Source organism: Tabrizicola caldifontis (assembly GCF_004762095.1).
Classification (GTDB): domain Bacteria; phylum Pseudomonadota; class Alphaproteobacteria; order Rhodobacterales; family Rhodobacteraceae; genus Tabrizicola; species Tabrizicola caldifontis.
Genome location: NZ_SIJH01000001.1, coordinates 255105 through 270784 on the forward strand (window position 1 = coordinate 255105; position 15680 = coordinate 270784).

A 15680-nucleotide genomic window follows, 5' to 3' on the forward strand; every position below is an offset into this window, starting at 1 on the left:
GCGCGGCCTGCCGTCGGCCAACGAAAGGCATCGTAAGCGGGTCAACAGCCAACTTGTTGATTTTGCAGCAGCCGCAGCCACCGGGGCACGGCCGCGCCGCATATCCCCCGGTTTACACCGCCCGAAGCATCGGCGATAACCACTGCAACCGCCCCTGGAACCCGCCGTCATGCTGCTTCTGATCGACAACTACGACAGCTTTACCTACAACCTTGTCCATTATCTGGGCGAGCTTGGCGCCGATGTGGTCGTGAAACGCAACGACGCGCTAGAGGTGCAGGATGTGATTGCCATGGCACCCGAGGTCATCGTCCTTTCGCCCGGCCCCTGCGATCCCGCCGCCGCCGGGATATGCCTACCCCTGACACGCGCTGCGGCCACTGCCGGCATTCCCCTGTTGGGCGTCTGTCTTGGCCACCAGACCATCGGCGAGGCCTTCGGCGGCAGGGTCGTGCGCTGCCACGAGATCGTGCACGGCAAGATGGGCACGATGCACCATGCCGGAAAGGGTGTGTTCCGCGGACTTCCTTCGCCCTTCCAGGCAACGCGCTATCATTCGCTTGTGGTTGAGCGCGACACCCTTCCCACCGAGCTGGAAGTCACCGCCTGGCTGGAAGACGGAACAATCATGGGTCTGCGGCACAGGCAACACCTGATCGAGGGCGTCCAGTTCCACCCGGAATCCATCGCCAGCGAACACGGCCACCAGCTTCTGCGGAACTTCCTTGACGAAGCCCGCGCAAGGGTTCCCGCATGAGCGACCGGCTGAAACCCCTGATCGGCATCGCAGCCGCCCGCCCGCTGACCCGCGCAGAAGCCGAGACCGCCTTCGAGGCCCTGTTCGAGGGGGAAGGCACGCCTGCGCAGATGGGTGGCTTCCTGATGGCGCTTCGCACCCGCGGCGAGACTGTGGATGAATACGCCGCCGCAGCCAGCGTCATGCGCGCCAAGTGCAACCCGGTGAAGGCCCCCGAGGGTGCCATGGACATCGTGGGCACGGGGGGAGACGGCAAGGGCACGCTCAACATCTCTACCGCCACGGCCTTCGTCGTCGCAGGTGCCGGCGTGACCGTGGCCAAGCACGGCAACCGCAATCTGTCGTCGAAATCCGGCGCGGCGGATGCGCTGACCGAACTGGGCCTGAATGTCATGATCGGGCCCGAGGTGGTGGAACGCTGCCTGGCCGAGGCCGGGATCGGCTTCATGATGGCGCCAATGCACCACCCTGCGATCCGGCACGTCATGCCGGTGCGGGCCGAACTGGGAACGCGCACGATCTTCAACATCCTCGGCCCCCTGACCAACCCCGCCGGGGTCAGGCGTCAGCTGACCGGCGCCTTCTCGGATGCCCTGATCCGCCCGATGGCGGAAACGCTGCTGACGCTGGGTACCGAAAAGGCCTGGCTGGTCCACGGCGCAGACGGCACCGACGAAATCAGCATTTGCGGGGCGACCTCGGTTTCCGCGGTCGAGAACGGCGCCGTGCGCGACTTCACCATCCACCCCGAGGATGCCGGCCTTTCCCCCCAACCGTTCGAGGCGATCCTCGGCGGCAGCCCGGCCGATAATGCCGCCGCCTTCCGCGCGCTTCTTGACGGGGCTACGGGCGCCTACCGCGATGCAGTTCTGCTGAATGCCGCCGCCGCGCTGATGGTTGCCGATCGCGCGAATAGCCTGGCAGAGGGCGTTGCACTGGCCCGCGAATCGATCGATTCCGGCGCGGCGCGCGCCAAGGTCCAGGCGCTGGCCCGCCTGACCAATGCCTGAGCAGGGGGGCACCATGACCACGATCCTCGACCGCATCAAGGCCTACAAGCTGGAAGAGGTGGCCAGGGCCAAGGCCGCCACGCCGCTGGCCGATCTGGAAGCCGCCGCCCGCGCCGCCCCTGCCCCGCGCGGCTTTGCCCGCGCGCTGCACGAAGCCGCCTCCACCGGCTATGGCCTGATTGCCGAGATCAAGAAGGCCAGCCCCTCAAAAGGCCTGATCCGCGCCGATTTCGACCCGCCGGCGCTGGCCCGCGCCTATGCGGCAGGTGGCGCCACCTGCCTTTCGGTCCTGACCGACGGGCCGAGCTTTCAAGGCGCAGATGACTATCTGGTGGCGGCGCATGACGCGGTAGACCTGCCCTGCCTGCGCAAGGATTTCCTTTATGATCCCTGGCAAGTGGTGCAGTCGCGCGCGCTGAAGGCAGACTGCATCCTTCTGATCATGGCCTCGCTTGACGATGTGCAGGCGGCCGAACTAGAGGCGGCAGCCTTCGACCTGGGGATGGATGTGCTGATCGAGGTGCATGACCAGGCCGAGCTTGACCGCGCTGCCCGGCTGAAATCGCCGCTGATCGGCATCAACAACCGCAACCTGCACACATTCGAGGTGACGCTGGACACGACCCGACAGCTTGCACGTCGTGTGCCCGAGGACCGCCTGATCGTCGCCGAAAGCGGGCTGTACACGCCCGACGACTTGGCAGACCTGGCGCAATACGGAGCGCGCTGCTTCCTGATCGGCGAAAGCCTGATGCGGCAGGCTGACGTGGCCGCCGCGACACGGGCGATCCTTTCGCGCCCCTTCACCGCACAGGGCGGGCTGTGAGCGGCCTTTCGCACTTCGACGACCGGGGCCAGGCCCACATGGTCGATGTCTCGGACAAGCCCGTGACCGACCGCGTGGCGGTGGCCGAAGGCCTGGTGCGCATGACGGCCGAGACGCTGGCTCTGATCACCGAGGGCCGGGCGAAGAAAGGCGACGTCCTTTCGGTGGCACGACTTGCCGGGATCATGGCGGCGAAGAAGACCGCCGATCTGATCCCGCTCTGCCACCCGCTGCCGATCACCAGGGTCGCGCTGGAGCTGACCCCCGACCCTGCGCTTCCCGGTGTGCGGATCGAGGCCACGGTCAAGACCTCGGGCCAGACCGGGGTCGAGATGGAGGCGCTGACCGCCGTCTCCGTCGCGGCGCTGACCGTCTACGACATGGTGAAGGCAGTCGAAAAGGCCATGGTGATCGACGGGATCCGCTTGATCCTGAAAGATGGCGGAAAATCCAGACTTTACGAGGCGAAGCGATGATTTCGGTCGAAGAAGCGCTTGCCCGCTGCCTGGCTTTGGTCGCGCCGCTTCCGCCGGAAAGCGTTGCCTTGGCGCAAGCTGCGGGCCGCTGGATGTGCGTGCCGGCGCTGGCAACCCGCGACCAGCCGCCCTTCGATGCCTCGGCGATGGATGGCTATGCCATTCAGGGCGCCCCCCTTGCAGGCGAAAGCTTCCGCGTGATCGGCGAGGCCGGGGCCGGCCATGCGTTTTCCGGCCAGATCTGCCCCGGCCAGGCGGTGCGCATCTTCACCGGCGCGCCGGTGCCGGAAGGTGCGACCCGCGTGGTGATCCAGGAAGACGTGATCCGCGACGGTGACCGGATCACCCTGAAGTGCAGCGCCGAGGACGGCACCAACATCCGCCCGCAGGGTCAGGACTTCCGCGCCGGCGACAGCCTTGGCCCGCGCCGCCTGCGCCCTGCCGATCTGGCGCTGCTTGCCGCGATGAACATTCCTGCCGTTCAGGCGACCCGCAGGCCCGTGGTTGCCCTGGTTGCGACCGGCGACGAGCTGGTGATGCCTGGCGAGAACCCGCGCCCCGACCAGATCATCGCCTCGAATGGTTTTGCCCTGAAGGCGATGATCGAGGCCGAGGGCGGGGTGGCAAGGATGTTACCCATCGCGCGGGATGATGCCGCAGAGCTGCAAACCGTGCTGGACCTTGCGGCGGATGCCGATCTTATCGTGACCATCGGCGGTGCCTCGGTCGGCGACCACGATCTTGTCGGCCGCGTCGCGGGGCTGGAACACAGCTTCTGGAAGCTGGCCCTTCGCCCAGGCAAACCGCTGATGGCGGGCAGGCTGAACGGGGTGCCGCTTCTCGGTCTGCCGGGCAATCCGGTTTCGGCCATCGTCTGCGGTCACCTGTTCCTGTTGCCGATGGTGCGGGCCATGCTAGGGCAGCCCGCGCCAGCGCCGCAGCCGCGGCAGGCCCGGCTGGCGGTGGACCTGCCCGCAAACGGACCCCGTGCACATTACATGCGCGCGAGGCTGACCCCTGGCGAGCCCCCCGGCATCACCCCCTTCGACCGGCAGGATTCTGCACTTCTTTCGATCCTCGGCCAGGCCGACGCGCTGCTGATCCGACCGGTGGATGCCCCGCCCTGTCGCGTCGGGGACACGGTGCCCTATCTGCCACTGTGACGCCCTGTGGATAAGCCTTGACACAAAAAGGGAACACGGGCAGAACATTATGCTAACTCATGATGTGGGGGCGGGCACGTGCTGACGCGCAAACAGTTGGAACTCCTCGACTTCATCAAGATGCGGATGGACCGGGACGGCGTGCCCCCCTCGTTCGACGAGATGAAGGATGCGTTGGACCTGCGGTCGAAGTCGGGGATCCATCGCCTCATCACGGCGCTGGAGGAACGCGGCTTCATCCGCCGCCTTGCGCACCGAGCCCGCGCTCTGGAAATCGTCAAGTTGCCCGAGGCGATGGAAAAGCCAGGTTTCTCGCCAAAGCTCATCCGGGGCGACCGGACCGATCCGCCCAGAGGCGCAATGGCGGTTTCACCGGTTCACGCGCTTGAACTTCCCGTAATGGGCCGGATCGCCGCTGGCGTCCCGATCGAGGCGATTTCCGAGGTCTCGCATCATGTGGCCGTGCCCGGCTCGATGCTGTCGGGCAAAGGTCAACACTACGCGCTTGAAGTCAAAGGCGATTCCATGATCGAGGCCGGGATCAACGATGGCGACATCGTGGTGATCCGCGAACAGTCCACTGCCGAGAATGGCGATATTGTCGTGGCTCTGGTCGAGGATCACGAGGCCACGCTGAAACGCTTCCGCCGCCGTGGCAACATGATTGCACTGGAAGCCGCGAACCCTGCCTACGAGACGCGGGTGTTCCCCGAGCATCTGGTCAAGGTGCAGGGTCGGCTTGTTGGCCTGATCCGCAGCTACTGAGGCGACAGGTTCGGCAGGGCCATTGCGCGCTGGGGCGGCGACCAGAGCCTGCGGGTGCCGCGTGCCGGCACCAGTCGAAGCCCTTCCTTCCCGGCCCAGACGGCCAAGGCACCAGTCACCGAAAGAACCGTTGCGTCGATCAGCGGGCACCCTTGGGGCGGATCTGTGGCCTTCGCGGCCAGAACGACCAGCCCGGCCCCTGCGCAGGCTGGCGCCAGCCTGCTTTCTGCCGCCCCTCCCGACAGGATCACCCCTTTCACACCGCCCAGATCGAACCAGCGTTCGCCTTTGGGCCCGGTAAAGCCTGGCCGGGCCGCCGCCTGCGCCTGACTGACCAGATCGCCATCATTCTCCAGCCAGCTTTCAGCGGCAAACCCGCCGCCCGTCGCTGCCGACAAGGCCCGCCCACCGGGCCCGACCAGCCCCGCCAGCTTGCCGTCGGCCGAGATCAGCAGATCCGGCCGATCCGCCATGGCCCAAAGCACCAGGGCCACCAGAATCGCTGCCGACCCTGCCCAGCGGATGGGCCCCCGCCAAAGGATCAGCCAGATCGCCCCCAGCGTGAATACTGGTAGCACCCAGGGCCCGGGTGCGGGAACCGCCGTCACCGATCCCTCCAGCCCTGCGATCCAGTGAGCCACGATCAGAATCCAGCGCGCGCCCAGTTCCATCACATGCAGTGCGACGCCCGACAGTCCGAAGGGCGCGAGCAATGCGGCGACGGCACCGGCCGGCATCACCACCGCCCCCATGACCGGCACGGTCAGCAGGTTGGCCAAGAGGCCCAAGTCGGCGAACCGGTTGAAATGGGCTGCTGCGTAGGGCGCAGTCGCCAACCCGCCGATCAGCGAGGACAGGACCAGCGCAAAGACGGGCCGCACCCAGCCCGGCAGCGCTTCGCGATAGAGGCCGCGGTCGATCGCGGCAAATCCCGCGATCAGCGCCACAGTCGCTGCGAAGGACATCTGGAACCCCGGCTCAAGCAGGCTTTCCGGCTTCAGCAGCAGCAGGATCGCACCCGCCACGGCCACAGAACGCAGCGTCAGCGCGCGACGGTCCAGCAGGATCGCGCCCAGAAAGACGGAAATCATGATGAAGGCGCGCTCGGTCGCGACATTGGCCCCGGACAGCAGCAGGTAGAAGAAGGCCACCCCGAGGCTGGCCAGCGCAGCCGCCTTCTTCGAATTCAGCCGCAGCGCCACGAACGGCACCAAGGCCAGCCCGTAGCGGATCAGCGCAAAGACGAAGCCGGTGAGGAAGGCCATGTTCATCCCCGAGATCGCCAGCAGATGCGCCAGGGAAGAGTCGCGCAGCGCCCTGACCGTCTCTTCCGTGATGGCGGACCGGTCACCGGTCATCGCGCCGGCGGCAAAGGCGCCGGCCTGCCCGTCCATCCGCGCCAGCATGGCCTGCGTCAGATTGCGACGCAGCCGGTCGATCGGCAGCGCGCCGCCCTCTGGTTCCGCCAGCAGCAGGACGGGCGTGCGCGTGTAGCCCACGGCACCAAGCTGGTCGAAATAGGCCATTCGCCGGAAATCGAAGGCGCCGGGTTCCACCGGGCCGTCGGGCGCGGCAAGGCTAGCCGTCAGGATGACTACCTGGCCGGGGGCCGGCTGCAACCAGGGCTGGTCCCCTTGCAGCGAAACACGGACCCGCGCGGGGGTCCGGGCGGGCGGCAGATCGCGCAGCACCACCCGGTCCAGCGTCAGGCGCAGCGCATCGGACTGCGACCGGTCGATGCCCACGATGCGCCCTTCGACAGGGCCGTGATAGCGGAATTCCAGCATTGGCGCGTCAAGGATGTGCGCGCGGATGCCTGCGGCAAGCCATCCCGCTGCCAGTGCCGCCACCGCCACCCCGACCGGCCGTGCAAGATCATGCACCAAGGCCAGTGCAGCCCCCCCGGCCAGCAGCATCGCGGCCAGCGCGTAGCTGCCCGCCACCGGCTCTTCGGTCAACGAGAACCAGGCGCCGATGCCGCAGCCTATCATCACCGGTATCCAGGGAAACAGCGCCCCCGGTTCTGCCTGCAACCCCGCCAGCGCCGCATGGACCGCCCGCGCCGCCACCTTGTTTCCCGCCCCGCGATTGCCTAAACCCTGCCCCAAGCCTAAGCCCGCCATGGTTTCCGAAAGGTTAACTTCAGATGTCCACTCAGGTCGTCACCCGCTTCGCACCCTCACCTACCGGGTATCTGCATATCGGCGGCGGGCGGACGGCGCTGTTCAACTGGCTTTACGCGCGGGGACGCGGGGGCAAGTTCCTGCTGCGGATCGAGGACACCGACCGCGAACGATCGACACCCGAGGCGACGGCGGCGATCCTGCGGGGCCTGACATGGCTGGGGCTGGACTGGGACGGCGAGGTGGTCAGCCAGTTCGCCCGGCGCGACCGTCATGCAGAGGTTGCGCATCAGATGCTTGCAAGAGGAACGGCCTACAAGTGCTTTTCCACGCAGGAAGAAATCGCTGCCTTCCGCGCCGCGGAAGAGGCCGAGGGGCGTTATCCCGTTTTCCTGTCGCCCTGGCGCGACGCAGACCCCGCAACCCACCCAGACGCGCCCTATGTCATCCGCATGAAGGCGCCGAGGACCGGCGAAACCGTGATCGACGACAAGGTGCAGGGCCGCGTCGTGATCCGCAATGAAACGCTGGACGACATGATCGTGCTGCGCAGTGACGGAACCCCCACCTACATGCTGGCGGTGGTGGTGGACGATCACGACATGGGCGTGACCCACGTCATCCGCGGCGACGACCACCTGAACAACGCGGCGCGCCAGCAGATGGTCTATGATGCGATGGGCTGGCAGGTGCCAGTCTGGGCGCATATCCCGCTGATCCATGGCCCGGACGGCAAGAAGCTGTCGAAGCGCCACGGGGCCACGGGGGTCGAGGAATACCAGGCCATGGGCTATCCGGCGGCGGGGATGCGTAACTATCTGACCCGGCTGGGCTGGGCGCATGGCGATGCCGAGATATTCACCAGCGAGGAGGCGATGAAGATGTTCGACCTCTCCGGCATCGGGCGGGCCCCGGCGCGGCTGGATTTCAAGAAGCTGGAAAATACCTGCGGCCATCACATGGCCATGGCAGACGACGCCGCACTGCTGCAAGAACTGAAGGCCTTCCTTGCGGCGGCGGGGCGCGAACCCTTGACCGATGTGCAGGAAACGCGGATGAAGGCCGCCCTGCCCTTCCTGAAAAAGTCTGTGAAGACTTTCCCGGAACTGATGGAAAAGGCGCATTTTCTGCTGATTGACAGGCCCATAGCGCCCGAGGCGAAAGCTGCCGAGGCGCTGGATTCGGTATCCCGTGGTATACTGAAATCGTTGACGCCGCGCCTGCGAAATGCTAGCTGGACAAAGGACTCGCTGGAGCCGATCCTCAACGAGGTAGCCGCCGAAGCCGGCATCGGTTTCGGGAAACTGGCCGCACCTCTGAGGGCCGCGCTCGCGGGCAGGACTGTTACACCTTCGGTTTACGACATGATGCTGGTCATCGGTCGCGATGAAACCGTTCGACGGCTGGAAGATGCGGCGGGCTGACCCCCGCCCCCGGCCTTGAAGCCGCCCCGACCGGGGTGCAGGATAGCAAATGGCCGCGCCCCACCCGGGGTGCGACCGCCATGACCGGGGAGAACCATGTCGGACAAAGTCGCCAAGCTTGAACTGGATGGAAAGACCTATGCGCTTCCCGTCCTGAAACCCACCATCGGCCCCGAAGTTGTAGACATCCGCAAGCTCTACACCGAGGCGGATGTCTTCACCTTCGACCCCGGGTTCACCTCGACCGCTTCCTGCGAAAGCGCGATCACCTACATCGACGGCGACAAGGGTGAACTGCTGTATCGCGGCTATCCGATCGAGCAGCTGGCCGAGAAATCGACCCATCTCGAGGTCTGCTATCTGCTGCTTTACGGCGAACTGCCGACCGCTTCCCAGTTGGCCGATTTCACCCAGCGCGTGACGCGGCACACGATGGTGCATGAACAGATGCACTATTTCTTCCGCGGCTTCCGGCGCGACAGCCACCCGATGGCGACAATGGTCGGCGTGGTCGGCGCGATGTCGGCCTTCTATCACGACAGCCTCGACATCAATGATCCCTGGCAGCGCGAGGTTGCCGCGATCCGCATGATCGCCAAGCTGCCGACCATCGCCGCTATGGCCTACAAGTATTCGTTGGGCCAGCCCTTCGTCTATCCGAAGAACGCGCTCAGCTATGCAGGCAATTTCCTGCACATGTGCTTTGCCGTTCCGGCCGAGGAATATGTCGTCTCGCCGATCCTGGAAAAGGCGATGGACCGCATCATGATGCTGCATGCGGACCACGAACAGAACGCCTCGACCTCCACGGTGCGGCTGGCGGGCTCTTCGGGCGCCAACCCCTTCGCCTGCATCGCCGCCGGCATCGCCTGCCTTTGGGGGCCGGCCCATGGCGGGGCGAACCAGGCCTGCCTGGAAATGCTGAAGGAAATCGGCACCGTCGACCGTATCCCGGAATACATCGCCAAGGCAAAGGACAAGAATTCCGGCTTCCGGCTAATGGGCTTCGGCCACCGGGTCTACAAGAATTTCGACCCGCGCGCCAAGGTGATGAAGGAATCGGCCGACGAGGTGCTGGGCCTTCTCGGCATCGAGGACAACCCAACCCTTCAGGTCGCCAAGGAGCTGGAGCGCATCGCGCTTGAAGACGATTATTTCGTCTCTAAGAAGCTTTATCCGAACGTCGATTTCTATTCGGGCATCATCCTCGAGGCGATGGGCTTCCCGACTTCGATGTTCACGCCGATCTTCGCGATTTCGCGCACCGTTGGCTGGATCAGCCAGTGGAAGGAGATGATCGCCGACAAGAACCAGAAGATCGGCCGTCCACGGCAGCTTTACATCGGTCCGCAGAAACGCGACTACGTCGACCTGCGCCACCGCTGACACCGGCGCCGGGCTCTGGGCAGAGCCCGGCACACGCCGCGCACGGAAAGCAGGTCAGCCGCGGCCGTCGAGTGTGGCGACCGGACCATAAAGATCCACCCGCCGGTCGCGGAAAAGGCCCCAGCTCGCCCGCAATGCGGCGATGGTGTCAAGATCGAAGCGGTGCAGCAGCACGGCCTCTGTCGTCCTGTCCGCCTTTGCCAGCAACTGCCCGGTGTGATCGGCGATGAAGCTGGACCCGTAGAAGGTAACCTCGCGCCCCTCGGGCGCGACTTCCGTGCCGATCCGGTTCGAGGCCACGACCGGCACGATGTTTGCCGCGGCATGCCCGCGCATTACCATTTCCCAGTGTGGCTGACTGTCATAGCCGGGCGCCTGGGGTTCCGACCCGATGGCGGTGGGATAAAGCAGCACCTCTGCCCCCAGCAGCGCCATGGCGCGCGCGCATTCCGGGAACCACTGGTCCCAGCAGATGCCGACACCGATCCGGCCGTAGGCCGTGTCCCAGGCGCGAAAGCCGGTATCACCAGGCGAGAAGTAGTATTTCTCTTCATAACCCGGGCCCTGTGGAATGTGGCTCTTGCGATAGATCCCAAGCATCCGTCCATCGGCATCGACCATGGCGACCGAGTTGAAGAAGGCAGGCCCCGCGCGTTCGAAGAAACTGACCGGGATGACCACACCCAGTTCACGCGCGAGGGACTGGAACTGCGCGATCAGCGGGTGCCCCTCGGCAGGTTGCGCGAGGTCGAAATAGCGGGCGTGCTGCTCGATGCAGAAATACGGCGCTGCGAAAAGTTCCTGGATCAGCACCACCTGCGCCCCCTGCCCTGCGGCCTGGCGCACCAGCGCCTCGGCACGGTCGGCATTGGCGGGCAGATCCCAGGTGCATGCGAATTGGGTTGCGGCAACGGTGAGATGTCTCATGGCTGGCCTCGGGCAGATTGCGGGTCGGGCAGAAGGTTATACGCGCGGGCCGGACGACGAAAAGCCCTGTTCAGCCGACAGCGCGTTCGGCCAGCGCCCTGCCGCAGCCTTGACGGCCGTGGCGTGCAAGCGTTCCGACCGGTCGTGCCCGACGACGCGGCGGCGGCGCCAGAGGAAGGCCTTGCCCCAGCTGCGCCAAGTGCCAACCATGGGGGCGTCGGGGTCGCAGGGGAAGCGCGCGCGCCAGCCTTCCGGCAGGGCCAGGCCCAGCGTCTCGGCCCGTTCCAGCATCCAGACAAGGGGAATGTTGGCCAAGGGCCGCGCCAGGCGGAACCCGCCGATCTGACCGCCGATGTCACCATGCGCCCCGCGGAACCACACCTGTTCCACGTTCCCTTCCCAGCCCGGCGGGCATTCCCACATCACGGGGGCAAAGGCCATCCGTGTCTCGTCCAGCGCCAGCGCGTGAAAGCCGTGCCGGATCGAGGGGCCAAGCTGGTGACTGTGAAAGGCGTGACGGTCAGGCGTGAACATCCAGAAGAACGGCAGCCGCAGGCCAAGGGCTTTCACCGTGTCCCACACCCCGACCATCTCGATCGGGGCGCGATCATGGCAGAATCGCTGCGTGAAGGCACGGGCAGGCCCACTTTCGCCCCCGCGTTCGTAATGCCGCCAGGCCAGCGTGACTGCACGCTCAGTCGCATGTTCCCGCCGCAACAGCCCGACCCGGTCGATCATCCCGCCCAGGGATCGCACCGCATAGGCACCACGCGAAAAGCCGAACAGGAAGATCCGGTCGCCCTCGCGGTAGCCCGAGGCCAGCCAGCCATAAGCCCGGCGGATCTGCGGCGCAATTCCGCGTCCTTCCAGAATGGCCAGGCTTCGCAGCCATCCTTCCCATTGCATCCCCGGCTCGTAATAAAGCCGCCGGTTCGCGTGATGGCCCATCTCGCGCAGCAGCTGGAAAAGTATCCCGCAATTGCCGCGGTGCCCCGGTTCCAGACTGGACATGGTGCCGTCAAGGATCACGACATGATCGACCCGTCCCCGCACCCGTCCCGGTTCGGGCGCGGGAGCCGGTTCTGCCGTGACCTCGGGGGGCCGGCGGAAAAAGCTGCGCAGGCGCTCAAGCAGTCGCGTGGCGGGCCTCCTCAATCCAGGTCCAGATCCTGCAGGGGGTGAAGGGCATATCGACCCGCGTCACGCCCAGCGGCGCCAGCGCATCGCGGACGGCGTTCGAGATCGCGCCAAGGGCCCCGACCGTACCGGCCTCGCCGCAGCCCTTCATGCCGAGGGGGTTGGTTCGGGTAGGCACGCCCCGTTCGGCGAAAGAGATGAACGGCAGGTCCGTGGCGCGCGGCAGGGCGTAATCCATGAAGCTGGCGGTCAGCACCTGCCCGCCTTCATCCTGCACCAGCCATTCGGTTACCGCCTGGCCAAAGCCCTGCGCCACGCCCCCATGCACCTGCCCCTCGACCAGGTTCGGTGCCACCAGCACACCGAAGTCATCGACCACCGAATAGCGGTCCAGCCGCAGGGCGCCGGTTTCGGGGTCGATCTCGACCTCGGCCAGATGCACTCCGTTCGGGAAAGATCGCCCGTCCAGCACGATCTTTTCGCTGCGGTCGACCAGATCCAGCCGCCCCCGCGCCCGCGCCAGCGCCGCCGCCTCGGCCAGGGTCAGGCGGTGGTTGGTCCCCGGGGCACCAAAACGATGGTCGGCGAAGTTGACCGCCTCTACCCCCCATTCTGCGGCCAGAAAGCTTTCGAAGGCGGAAATCATGCCCATGACCGTCGCCCGCGTCGCCGTGCCCTGCACAGTGACCGAGCGCGATCCGCCCGTGCCGCCACCCTTGGCAATGCGGTCGCTGTCACCTTCGACAATACGCACCATGTCCTGCGGGATGCCGGTCGCCTCGGCCACCATCCGGGAATAGACGCTTTCATGCCCTTGGCCGTTCGACTGGGTGCCGACGAAAAGCGTCGCGCCCCCGTCTTCATCCAGCACCAGGCGCGCGATCTCGTCCGGGTCGCCAAGGATCGCCTCGATATAGGCGGCCACGCCCATCCCGCGCAGCAGTCCTTTCGCCCGGCTGGAAGCCAGACGCTCGGCATAGCCCGCAGAGCGCCCAGCCACCGTTTCCAGCAGGCCGGCAAAATCTCCTGCATCGATGATTTCCCCTTCAATCGTGGTATGGGGAAAGTCGCGGATCACATTCTTCAGCCGCAGCTCGACCGGATCAACGCCCAGAATCCTGGCGGCGTGGTCCAGCGCACGTTCGATGGTCAGGATCGCCTCGGGCCGACCCGCACCGCGGTAGGCGTCAATCGGCACGCTGTTCGTGTATACACCGGTTGCAAACAGGGCAGCCCTCGGCACCTTGTACACCCCGGTCAACACCTTGGCGAAAAGCTCTGTCTGGATCGCCTGGCCATACTGGCTGTTGTAGGCGCCAAGGTTCGTCACCAGATTGACCTTGTAGCCAGTGATCCGATGATCGGTATCGAACCCCAGATCGACCCGCGCCACAAGATCGCGCCCGGCATTGTCGGTCAGCATCCCTTCGGTCCGGGTCGAGACCCAGGCAACCGGGCGACCCAGGGCCCGGGCGGCCTCGGCAATGGCCACATATTCGGGATAGGTCATCGCCTTCATTCCGAAGCCGCCGCCGACGTCGGGGTTCGTCACCCGGATGCGTTCGCGCGGCAGGCCCAGCATGCGGGAAAGCTCGTTGCGCTGCACCCACACGCCCTGGCCGTTGACGCAGAAATGCAGCCGTTCGCCGTCCCATTCGGCAAAGCACGCGCGGGGCTCCATGGGCGCGGCGGTGACGCGGTTGTGGATCACCTCCAGCGCGATGCGGTGGGCCGAGGCGGCCAATGCCGCGTCGGTCCCCGGCTGGTCGCCGAACAGAAAGTCGAAAGCGCGGTTTGCTGGTGCCTCGGGGTGGATTGACGGCTCTTTGCAGTCCAGTTGAAGTGCAGGTTCCAGGGAATTGATATCAATGGAAATCACCTCAAGCGCGTCACGCGCCTGATCGGGCGTTTCGGCCACCACCACGGCCAGCGCCTCGCCAACGAAGCGCACCCGGCCGTGCGCCAGAACCGGGCGTTCCGGCCCGGCGCCTTTCCCCCCGTCACGGGTGTCGATCCGCTCGCCCTTCATGCCCAGCTTCACGCCACGGGCCAGCAGATCATCCGCCGTCAGGACCAGATGAACACCGGGCATCGCCCTGGCCTCTGACACGTCCAGCGAGGCGATCTCGCCATGCGCATGGTCCGACCGCAGGAACACCGCCCAGAGCGCACCGGCAGGCACGATGTCAGAGACATAGCGGCCATTTCCTGTCAGAAACCGCAGATCCTCGCGCCGCTTCAGGGGCTGGGCGAGACCGAACTTGAGCTGTTCCATGGGCAGGCACCTCCGCCCACATGCTTGAACGCCCGACCGGATTTGTCCAGCCGGGCGCCCGATTTTCCTGCAATTTCCGTTGGTCAGACTTTCAGCGACAGGACAGTGGCCATCTGCACGTCACCGAACCCGTTGAACCGGGTGTTGGTGACGGTGGAATAGGAACCCATCCCCTGCCAAATGATGAAGTCGCCTTCCGCCAGATCAGCTGGCAGCGGGATCTCACCGGGCAGCCGATCGACCGAATCGCAGGTCGGACCGAAGACGATGCGCGGAACCGGTTCGCCCTTGCGCTTGTCGCCTTCAGGCGACAGCACCTCGATCCGGTCGATCACGCCGATCATCGGCAGTTCGGTCAGCGAGCCATAGACACCGTCGTTCAGGAACACATGCGTCCCGTCGCGCAGCGCCTTGACGCGCGCGGCCAGCGCGTAGGCATCGCCACACAGCGCCCGGCCAGGTTCGCAGACCAGAAGCGGGCGGTCGGTGCCGAACGCTTCGGTCGTGACCCGGTCGATCAGCCGGAAGGTTTCCTCAAGCTGCGGCACGACAGCATTCAGCCTGTGGCTGGGAAAGCCGCCGCCGACATTCAGCCGGGCAATCGTCACGCCGGCCGCCCGCGCAATGTTGGCGCCTTCGCGAATGTAGGCCTCCCAGGCGTGGGGGTCGGTGCATTGCGTGCCGGGGTGGAAGGTCAGCGAGGGGATGAACCCCGCCGCCGCCACTTCTTTCAGCAGCTCCACCGCCAGTTCCACCGTGGCGCCGAACTTGGCCCCGAAGTTGTATGCCGCGCCCGCGACCGGCAACTTGTAGCGGACCGAGATTTCCGTGCCCTCGGTCGGGACCATCTCGATCAGCTTGGCCAGTTCTGATTTGGAATCAACGCTGTAGGACTTGACGCCACGTTCGACCGCATGGGCGATCTCGGCGCGCGAGCGCACCGGGTTGTTGTAATGGATCGCCGCGTCCGGGGCCAGGCGCCGGATCAGGTCGATCTCGAAGGGGCTGGCGCAGTCATAGCCGCGGATGCCGGCGGCGGCCAGATTCTCGATCATCGCCTCGCCGGGGTTGGACTTGACCGCATAGGTCACCATTCCCGGAAAGCCGTCGATGAAGCGGCGCGCCGCGGCCTGCGCGGCCGACGGCGCGAAGAACAGCACCGGGTTTTCCGGCTGCTGGGTGCGCAGATACTCAGTGGGGTTGGTCCAGATCGTCTTGGAGAGTCCCATCGGCGTATTTCCCTTTGCCAACAAGACGCTTCGCCCTTCCCATTGCAGCAGTGGGACCGGGCACCAGCGTGGTTTCAAGTGAACCAGGCCAGGTGCGTATGAGCCGCCCTTTTCCTGCAATCGAGGATGCCGCATATGGGTTACAATCTCACCGAACAAAACTGTATAAATGCGGCGAAACT

The 15680-nt window shown here is 65.8% G+C and carries 13 protein-coding genes; 8 read left to right on the top strand and 5 right to left on the bottom strand.

Annotated features, from left to right (window positions below):
- Positions 1-169 precede the first annotated feature (169 nt).
- From EYB42_RS01215 to lexA, 6 genes are all read left to right on the top strand, one after another.
- On the top strand, positions 170-757 hold the full coding sequence (locus EYB42_RS01215) for an anthranilate synthase component II (RefSeq protein WP_135447290.1): 588 nt from the start codon (positions 170-172) through the stop codon (positions 755-757).
- Positions 754-1767, top strand: coding sequence for an anthranilate phosphoribosyltransferase (trpD, locus tag EYB42_RS01220; RefSeq protein ID WP_135447292.1), 1014 nt, complete (start codon positions 754-756; stop codon positions 1765-1767). Before EYB42_RS01215 ends, trpD begins: the two co-directional genes overlap by 4 nt.
- A gap of 13 nt (positions 1768-1780) precedes the next feature.
- A complete protein-coding gene (gene trpC, locus EYB42_RS01225; protein WP_135447294.1) occupies positions 1781-2593 on the top strand; it encodes an indole-3-glycerol phosphate synthase TrpC in 813 nt (270 codons plus the stop codon).
- Complete coding sequence (gene moaC / locus EYB42_RS01230; RefSeq protein WP_135447296.1) at positions 2590-3069, top strand: cyclic pyranopterin monophosphate synthase MoaC; 480 nt, start codon at positions 2590-2592, stop codon at positions 3067-3069. The genes trpC and moaC overlap by 4 nt, the downstream gene beginning before the upstream one ends.
- Positions 3066-4232, top strand: coding sequence for a molybdopterin molybdotransferase MoeA (locus tag EYB42_RS01235; protein ID WP_135447298.1), 1167 nt, complete (start codon positions 3066-3068; stop codon positions 4230-4232). The genes moaC and EYB42_RS01235 overlap by 4 nt, the downstream gene beginning before the upstream one ends.
- Before the next feature lie 78 nt (positions 4233-4310).
- A complete protein-coding gene (lexA, locus tag EYB42_RS01240) occupies positions 4311-4997 on the top strand; it encodes a transcriptional repressor LexA (RefSeq protein ID WP_135447300.1) in 687 nt (228 codons plus the stop codon).
- On the opposite strand, the gene EYB42_RS01245 is transcribed toward lexA, so the two are convergent.
- Positions 4991-7066: a ComEC/Rec2 family competence protein gene (locus tag EYB42_RS01245; RefSeq protein WP_346763294.1), complete on the bottom strand. Its 2076-nt coding sequence runs from the start codon at positions 7064-7066 to the stop codon at positions 4991-4993. The two genes, lexA and EYB42_RS01245, sit on opposite strands and share 7 nt — an antisense overlap.
- Positions 7067-7143: 77 nt before the next feature.
- Between EYB42_RS01245 and gltX the strand changes: the two genes are divergently transcribed.
- Both gltX and EYB42_RS01255 read left to right on the top strand, forming a co-directional pair.
- Positions 7144-8544, top strand: coding sequence for a glutamate--tRNA ligase (gene gltX / locus EYB42_RS01250; RefSeq protein WP_135447303.1), 1401 nt, complete (start codon positions 7144-7146; stop codon positions 8542-8544).
- 96 nt (positions 8545-8640) lie between these two features.
- Entirely contained in the window at positions 8641-9930 is a 1290-nt protein-coding gene (locus EYB42_RS01255) for a citrate synthase (protein WP_135447305.1), read from the top strand.
- A 54-nt stretch (positions 9931-9984) separates the two neighbouring features.
- Here EYB42_RS01255 and aguB read toward each other — a convergent pair whose 3' ends face one another.
- From aguB to EYB42_RS01275, 4 genes are all read right to left on the bottom strand, one after another.
- Positions 9985-10857 carry an N-carbamoylputrescine amidase gene (aguB, locus tag EYB42_RS01260; RefSeq protein ID WP_135447307.1) on the bottom strand — a complete coding sequence of 291 codons (873 nt, stop codon included), beginning with the start codon at positions 10855-10857 and terminating at the stop codon, positions 9985-9987.
- 36 nt (positions 10858-10893) lie between these two features.
- A complete protein-coding gene (locus tag EYB42_RS01265) occupies positions 10894-12012 on the bottom strand; it encodes a DUF2235 domain-containing protein (protein ID WP_135447309.1) in 1119 nt (372 codons plus the stop codon).
- Entirely contained in the window at positions 11984-14269 is a 2286-nt protein-coding gene (locus EYB42_RS01270; protein ID WP_135447311.1) for a xanthine dehydrogenase family protein molybdopterin-binding subunit, read from the bottom strand. The genes EYB42_RS01265 and EYB42_RS01270 overlap by 29 nt, the downstream gene beginning before the upstream one ends.
- A gap of 83 nt (positions 14270-14352) precedes the next feature.
- Positions 14353-15498 carry a type III PLP-dependent enzyme gene (locus EYB42_RS01275; protein ID WP_135447313.1) on the bottom strand — a complete coding sequence of 382 codons (1146 nt, stop codon included), beginning with the start codon at positions 15496-15498 and terminating at the stop codon, positions 14353-14355.
- Between the last annotated feature and the right edge of the window lie 182 nt (positions 15499-15680).